The sequence below is a fragment of the uncultured Thiocystis sp. genome (assembly GCF_903866365.1).
Lineage (GTDB): Bacteria > Pseudomonadota > Gammaproteobacteria > Chromatiales > Chromatiaceae > Chromatium.
Genome location: NZ_CAIPNF010000020.1, coordinates 1 through 7,541 on the forward strand (window position 1 = coordinate 1; position 7,541 = coordinate 7,541).

Annotated in this window: 5 protein-coding genes; all 5 read left to right on the forward strand. The window is 68.1% G+C overall.

What is annotated here, in order from left to right:
- A partial coding sequence (locus tag QZY07_RS00895; RefSeq protein WP_295399065.1) for an IS4 family transposase occupies nt 1-133 on the forward strand: 133 nt, incomplete at its 5' end.
- Between the two features lie 555 nt (nt 134-688).
- A complete protein-coding gene (locus QZY07_RS00900; protein WP_295399057.1) occupies nt 689-1,366 on the forward strand; it encodes an ABC transporter ATP-binding protein in 678 nt (225 codons plus the stop codon).
- Nucleotides 1,363-3,891, forward strand: a complete 2,529-nt coding sequence (locus QZY07_RS00905; RefSeq protein ID WP_295399059.1) for an ABC transporter permease — start codon at nt 1,363-1,365, stop codon at nt 3,889-3,891. Before QZY07_RS00900 ends, QZY07_RS00905 begins: the two co-directional genes overlap by 4 nt.
- A 176-nt stretch (nt 3,892-4,067) precedes the next feature.
- On the forward strand, nt 4,068-5,150 hold the full coding sequence (locus QZY07_RS00910; RefSeq protein ID WP_363183517.1) for a carotenoid 1,2-hydratase: 1,083 nt from the start codon (nt 4,068-4,070) through the stop codon (nt 5,148-5,150).
- A 160-nt stretch (nt 5,151-5,310) separates the two neighbouring features.
- The coding region (locus tag QZY07_RS00915) for a heavy metal translocating P-type ATPase (protein ID WP_295399063.1) at nt 5,311-7,541 on the forward strand (2,231 nt) is incomplete at its 3' end.

Below are 7,541 nucleotides of genomic sequence, written 5' to 3' on the forward strand. Positions count from 1 at the left end.
CGGGTTTCTCGGGCGCAAGGGCGATGGCGAGCCCGGTTTGAAGACCATCTGGTTGGGCATGCAGCGCATCATGGACTTCGCTGCTGGGGTCAAATATGCCAGGGAGATGCCGGACACGGAAAGTTGTGTGTAATGGGATGGCCCCAGCGCCGTCTCGCCCATGATCTCCGCAGCCTGTTGCGAGAGGTTGGCGGTCATGGAAGCGGTCGCGGTCTGGATCGACTCGCGGAAGATCAGGGTGGCCATCGCGATGATGATGCCCGCCGTGAGGACCAGGATGATCCCGGTCACCAGCAGCAGTTTCAGACGCAGGCTGAGGGTTCGCATGTCGGAGTGATCTCGTCTAAGAATCTCCGTCACGGATCGTCGGCGTGCTGGAGGATCGGTTGGTCGGGTCCGATCAAGCGTCTTTCCCAAGCGGAAATATGGGAGCATACCAACCGATGATGAAGGGGACGTTAATGCGCGATGCGGCGGAGCGGTCAGGCGCTGTCCGGCAGACAGGCTCAGGATCCTGCGCTCGCGGACCGTCCCTTGTTCAGTGGACGTGGCGACCCGATGATGATTGAACCGAACATCCAGCGATTCGGCTAATCGCCCGCGGCAGGCATCGGCCGGCAAGTCCACCTGAAGCATGGACGCCCGGGGATGTGACAAGACCGCATTCAACTACTGACCGAGACCCGCAATGCTCACCATCGAAAACCTGACCAAGCGCTTCGACACCACGTTCGACCGTCCGCTGTTCGAGCAGGTCTCGCTGACCCTGGCGGCGGGCGAGTCGGTTGCCATCATGGGCGAATCCGGGGTCGGCAAGTCCACTCTGCTCAATTGCATCGCGGGTCTGGAGTCGGTCGACGGCGGCCGCATCCGGCTGTGCGAGACGGATCTGACAACCCTCGACGAGGACGGCTTCGCGCGGCTGCGCCGGCGGGATTTCGGATTCGTGTTCCAGGCCTTTCATCTGCTGCCGCACCTGACCCTGGCGCAGAATGTCGCCCTGCCGCTCTGGCTGCTCGACCGGGACGACCGGACCGCCGACGCGCGCGCCCGCGTCATGCTCGAACGGGTCGGACTTGCGCCGCGCGCGGACGATTGGCCGCGTCATCTCTCGGGCGGCGAGATGCAGCGGGTCGCCATCGCCCGCGCGCTGGTGCACGAGCCCGCGCTGGTGCTGTGCGACGAGCCGACCGGCAACCTCGATCCCGGACGCGCCGCCGGGGTGCTCGAACTGCTGTTCGAGCGTATCCAGGCCGCCGGTGCCGTCGCCATTCTGGTGACGCATTCCGTCGTGGCGGCGGGCCATGCCGACCGCATCCTGCACCTGACCCAGGGCGGGCTGATCGCCGCGCCGGTCGCCGCATGAACGCGACCCTGCGCCATGTCTTTCTGGCCAGCCTCTGGCGTCGCCGTCTCGCCACCTCGCTCTCGCTGCTGGCGATCGCGTTGGGCGTGGCGCTGGGGCTGGCGGTGCAACTCATCCATGCGGCCGCGCTCGACGAATTCGGGCGCGGCATCCGGCTACTCAACGGCGCGGCCGATCTCCAGGTGCTGGGTTCGCGCGCCGGTTTCAGCGACGAACTCTATGCGCGGCTGGCCCTCCGCCCGGAGGTCGACCAGGCCAGTCCGCTGCTGGAGGTCGAGACCCGGCTGCCCGCGCGGGACGAGACCCTGCGCATCCTCGGCATCGATCTCTTTCGCATTGGCGCGGTCACGCCCTCGCTGCTGCCGGTGGGCGCCAACCCGGACGAGGCCGCGCCCGCCGCGGGCGACCGGCTCGACGCGCTCCAATCCGACGCGCTCTTTCTGAGCCCGGCCGCGTCGGCGCGTCTCGCGCTGAAGCCGGGCGACCGGCTGCGGGTGCAGGTCGGAACGCGCGAGCGGATTCTACGCATCGCCGGCACGGTGCCGGCCGCCGGGGTCGGTCAGGCGCTGGCGGTGATGGACATCGCCGCCGCCCAGCAGACCTTCGAGCGGATCGGCCAGCTCACCCGCGTCGATCTGCGGCTCGCGCCGGGCGTAACCCGCGCGCTAGCGCAGACGCGACTGGCGGCGCTGCTCCCGCCCGGCGTCTCGGTCCTGACCCCCGACGACGCGGCCTCCGAGGTGCTGGGTCTGTCGCGCGCCTACCGGGTCAACCTCACCATGCTGGCGGCCATCGCCCTCTTGACCGGCGGCTTTCTGGTGTTTTCGACGCAACTGCTCGCGGTCGTGCGCCGGCGTCAGGAATTCGCCTTTCTGCGCGCGCTCGGGCTTGATCGCGGCAGTCTCTGGCGCGGTCTGCTCGCCGAGGGCGCGGTGCTCGGGCTGATCGGCGGATTGCTCGGCGGTCTGCTGGCCTATCTGCTGACCGCGCTCGCCTTTGCCGTGATCGGCGGCGATCTGGGCGCGGGCTTCTTCCGGGGGATCGCGCCCCAGGTTCGTTTCGAGCCGGTCCTGACGCTGATTTATCTGGCGCTGGGGGTGTTCGCCGGGCTGGGCGGCGCCTGGCTGCCAGCGCGCGAGGCGGCGCGGATGGTGCCGGCGCGCGGCTTGCGCGCGGGCGACGAGGCCGAGGTCTATCGGGCGCGGCCACGCTGGGGCATGGCGCTCGGCGCGCTCCTGCTGGCGGCCTTGATCTGTCTGCTGCCGCCCATCGCCGAGGTGCCGGTGTTCGGGTATCTGGCGGTGCTGCTGATCCTGGCCGGCGCCATCCTCAGTCTGCCGGGCGCGACCGTGGCGGCGATGGCCACGCTACGCCCCGGACGCTCGACCCTGTGGCGGCTCGCGCGTACCCGTCTCGCCGCCGCGCCGGGACAGACGGTGGTCGCCGGCGCGGGCGTGGTCGCCAGTGTCGCGCTGGCGGTGTCGATGGCGATCATGGTCGACTCCTTCCGCGGTTCGGTGGACGACTGGCTGACCCGGATGCTGCCGGCCGATCTCTATTTGCGCGCCTCCGACGCGACCGCGAGCGGCTATCTCGATCCCGAGTCGGTGGCGCGGGTGGCCGCGCTGCCGGGCGTCGCGGCGGTGCGTCCGGTCCGGTTCGAGACGTTGCGCCTAGGCGAGACCGGCGGCGCGATCGCGCTGATCGCGCGTCAGGTCGACGCCGGTGGCGGACTGCCGCTGGTCGCCGGGACGCTGCAACCGCCGACGGGGCCAGATCAGCCGCATCCCGCCTGGATCTCGGAGGCCATGGCCGATCATCTGCGGCTCGGCGTCGGCGACCCGCTCTCGCTGCCGCTGGGCGCGCGGAGCCAGCCTTTCCGGGTGGCTGGCATCTGGCGCGACTATGCCCGTCAGCAGGGCTCGGTCGTGATCGAGATCGCCGATTATCGCGCCCTGACCGGCGATCCCCGCACCAATGATCTGGGGCTGACCTTGACCGCCGGAACCGCGCCCGAGCCGGTGATGACGGCGATTCGCGCCACGCTCGGCGAACAACTCAGCGAAATGATCCTGCCCGGCACGCTGCGCGCCATGATTCTGGGCGTCTTCGACCGCACCTTTCTGGTCACCTATCTGATGGAGGCGGTAGCGGTCCTGATCGGTCTGTTCGGCATCGGCACCACCTTCGCCGCGTTGGCGACCAGCCGTCGCAAGGAGTTCGGTATCCTGCGTCATCTCGGTCTGCGCCGCCGCCAGATCGGTGCGCTGCTGGCGACCGAGGCCGCGCTCTCCGCCGCGGTCGGGGTCGTCATCGGATTGCTCGCGGGCGGGGCCATCGCGCTGGTGCTGATCGAGGTCATCAATCGGCAGAGTTTCCACTGGAGCATGGATTTGCAGCTACCGGTCGGACTGCTGCTGATCTTCAGCCTGTCGCTGATCCTGCTGGCGGCACTGGCCGCACGGCTGTCCGGCGCCCAGGCGATGCGTCAGGACGCGGTGCTGGCGGTGCGGGAGGACTGGTAACGATGAACCTGAAAACAGCCGTTGAACCGCAAAGAACACAAAGGACGCGAAGGGTTCCAATGTCTCGCCTCGATGACGACATTCACTCAAGAGGTGACGGTCGTGCGCAGTGCAAGCCCTTCTTTTTCCTGGTGCCCTTTGCGCCTTTGCGGTTCCTGACGCCGAGGATGAAAGGAATGACAGGCGCACCCCGGATCCTGCTCGCCGCGGTCTGCTGGCTCGGTCTGGTCCTGCTCGCGTCCGCCCGCGCGGAGGACTTCGCGCCGGTCCTGGAGGGGCGCCAACTGTTTTTTCCCGCCGATCACGGCGCCCATCCCGAGCAGCGCACCGAATGGTGGTACATCACCGGCTGGCTGACCGACGAGCAGGGTCGGGAACGGGGGGTTCAGGTCACCTTCTTCCGGGTCGGGACCGGCATCGGCGCGGACAACCCGAGTCGCTTCGCGCCGCGTCAGCTCATCCTCGCCCATGCCGCCATCGCCGATCCGGACACCGGGCATCTGCGGCACGCCGAGCAGGTCGAGCGCGCGCTCGATCCGCTCGCCGGCGCGACGGTCGGACAGACCCGCGCCTGGATCGACGACTGGTCGTTGACCCTGGAGGATGGCGCCTACCGAACCCGCATCCGGGCGGATGACTTCGACCTGGATCTGACCCTGACGCCCGATGGCCCCCCGCGGCTCAATGGCCGCGAGGGTTTCAGCCAGAAAACCCCGGATCCGGCCAATGCGAGCTTCTACTACAGCCGTCCGCAACTCGCGGTCAGCGGCCGGCTGCGTCTGGCCAATGCGGATCGAACCGTGACCGGACGGGCCTGGCTGGATCACGAATGGTCGAGCGAAATCCTCCCAGAAGAGGCCCAGGGCTGGGACTGGATCGGCATCAACCTGGACGATGGCGGCTCGCTGATGGCGTTTCGGATGCGCCGGCGCGACGGCTCGACCCTCTGGGCCGGCGGCACGCTGCAACAGGGCGAACAGCCAACGCAAATCCTGTCCCCCGATCAGGTACGCTTCCTGCCGGGGCGGCGCTGGCAATCGCCCCGCACCGGCGCCGACTATCCGGTCGAGTGGCGGATCGAGATCGCGGGTCGGCGGCTGTCGCTGCGTCCGCTGATGGACGACCAGGAACTCGACGGACGCCGGTCCACCGGCGTGGTCTATTGGGAGGGCGCGGCGCGTCTGTTCGAGGCAGGGCGCGAGATCGGGCGCGGTTATCTGGAGATGACCGGATATTGGCGGCGACCGCTGGGGCTTTGATACGCCTTGTTGGCGAACATGCTGAGAATTGCCGGATTGAGCGGCAGGAGATTGACATGCATGAAGACAGATTTGGCCAACCCTCCATTCAGTCGATCCGGCAAGCGGCGCCCTGTCTCGCCGCCGCTTGCGCGCGGAACCTGCAACAGGCGGCGGCGAGATGACCCGGAAAGAACGTCTTAGCGTCGGCGGCATGAGCTGCGCTTCCTGCGTCGCGCGGGTGGAACGCGCTCTCCAGGCACTGCCCGGCGTCATCGAGGCAACGGTCAATCTGACCACCGAATCCGCGACCGTGACCTATCGGCCCGCGACGATCAGCCGTGCGCGCATCGCCCAAGCCATCCGCGCCGCGGGATACGAGCCCCGGGAGTCCAAGGAGACCGCGGAGACGGATCGGGACCGCAAAGAACAGGAGAGCGTCCAGCTCACCCGCGATCTGCGCTTCGCGGCGGCCTTGACCCTGCCGCTGGTGCTGATCGGCATGGGGCCGATGGTGGTGCCGGGATTGGATGGCCTGATGACCCGGCTCGCGCCAAGGATGCTGTGGCACTGGCTCGAACTCGCGCTCGCGACGCCGGTCCTGTTCTGGGCGGGCAGGCGCTTTCTCATACGCGGCCTGACTGAGTTGCGTCATTTCAGCCCCGGCATGGACAGTCTGGTCATGCTGGGCAGCAGCGCGGCCTATCTGTACTCAGTGCTAGCCTTGACCATCCCCGCGCGTTTCCCCGCCGGTACGGCCAACCTCTATTTCGAGGCCGCCGCCGTGATCGTGACCCTGATCTTGTTTGGGCGGTATCTGGAGGCGCTCGCCAAGGGTCGGACCTCACAGGCAATCCAGCGCCTGGTGAAGCTGCAACCCAAAACCGCCCGAATCCTGCGCGCGAACGTCGAAACCGACATGCCGATCGATGCGGTCATGCCCGGCGACCTCATTCGGGTGCGACCGGGCGAACGCATCCCGGTCGACGGTACCCTGATCGAGGGCGCCAGCCATCTCGACGAGTCCATGCTCAGCGGCGAGCCGTTGCCGGTGCGCAAGCGCCCTGGAGACGAGGTCATCGGCGGCACCATCAACCAGACCGGCGCCTTTCTTTATCGCGCAACTCGCGTTGGCGCGGAGACGGTGTTGGCCCGGATCATTCAGATGGTCGAGGATGCCCAGTCCGGCAAGCCACCGATTCAGCGCGTGGCCGACCGCATCGCGGCGGTCTTCGTGCCGCTGGTCATGGCCGCCGCGCTGCTGACCTTCGGGGTCTGGCTATGGCTCGGTCCGACGCCCGCCCTGAGCTATGCCTTTGTGACCGCGGTCAGCGTGTTACTGATCGCCTGTCCCTGCGCCATGGGACTCGCGACCCCAACCGCGATCATGGTCGCCAGCGGACGCGGCGCGGCCATGGGCATCCTGTTCCGCCACGGGGCGGCACTGGAAACCCTGGCGCGGGTCGACACCGTCGTTCTGGACAAGACCGGAACCCTGACCGAAGGCCGTCCCGCACTCACCGAATTGACCGCCTATGGCCTCCCTGAAGCGGAGGCGCTCGCGCTGGCGGCCGCCGTCGAGCGTCACAGCGAACATCCCATCGCGGCGGCCATTGTCGCGGCGGCCCAGGCGCGGAAATTGCCGCTCGCGCACGCCGTCGAGATCGAGGCGGTCCCCGGTTACGGGATCCGGGCGCGGGTCGAAGCGCAGCGGATCGCCGTCGGCGCGCGGCGTTGGATGGATCGTTTGGCGGTGCCACTGGATGGGGCGGCAGAGGTCGCCGAGCGTCTCGACGCGGCTGGCCAGACTCCCATCTATGTCGCGGCCGATGACCGGCTGATTGCCGTGCTGGTAGTGACGGATCCGATCAAGCCTGACAGCCAGGTCGCCATCGCGCAGTTGCGCGCGCTCGGACTTGAGGTGGCGATGCTGACCGGCGACGGCCGACGAACCGCCGCGGCCGTCGCACGACACGTTGGCATTGAGCATGTCCTGGCGGAGGTGCTGCCGGCGGACAAATCGGCCGAGGTCAAACGTCTGCAGGCCGCGGGTCGGCGGGTCGCCTTCGTCGGCGACGGGATCAACGACGCCCCGGCACTCGCCCAAGCCGACGCGGGAATCGCCATCGGTACCGGAACCGACATCGCGGTTGAGGCTGGCGAGGTCATTCTGATGCAGGGCGACCTGCGCGGCGCCGCCAAGGCCATCGCGCTGGCGCGATGCACGCTGCGCACCATCCGGCTCAATTTCTTCTGGGCCTATGGCTACAATGTCGCCCTCATTCCGCTTGCCGCCGGGGTTTTCTATCCGCTAACCGGCTGGCTGCTCAGTCCAATGCTGGCGGCTGGAGCCATGAGCCTGTCGAGCCTCTTTGTGATCACGAACAGTCTGCGCTTACGGCGGTTCAGCAC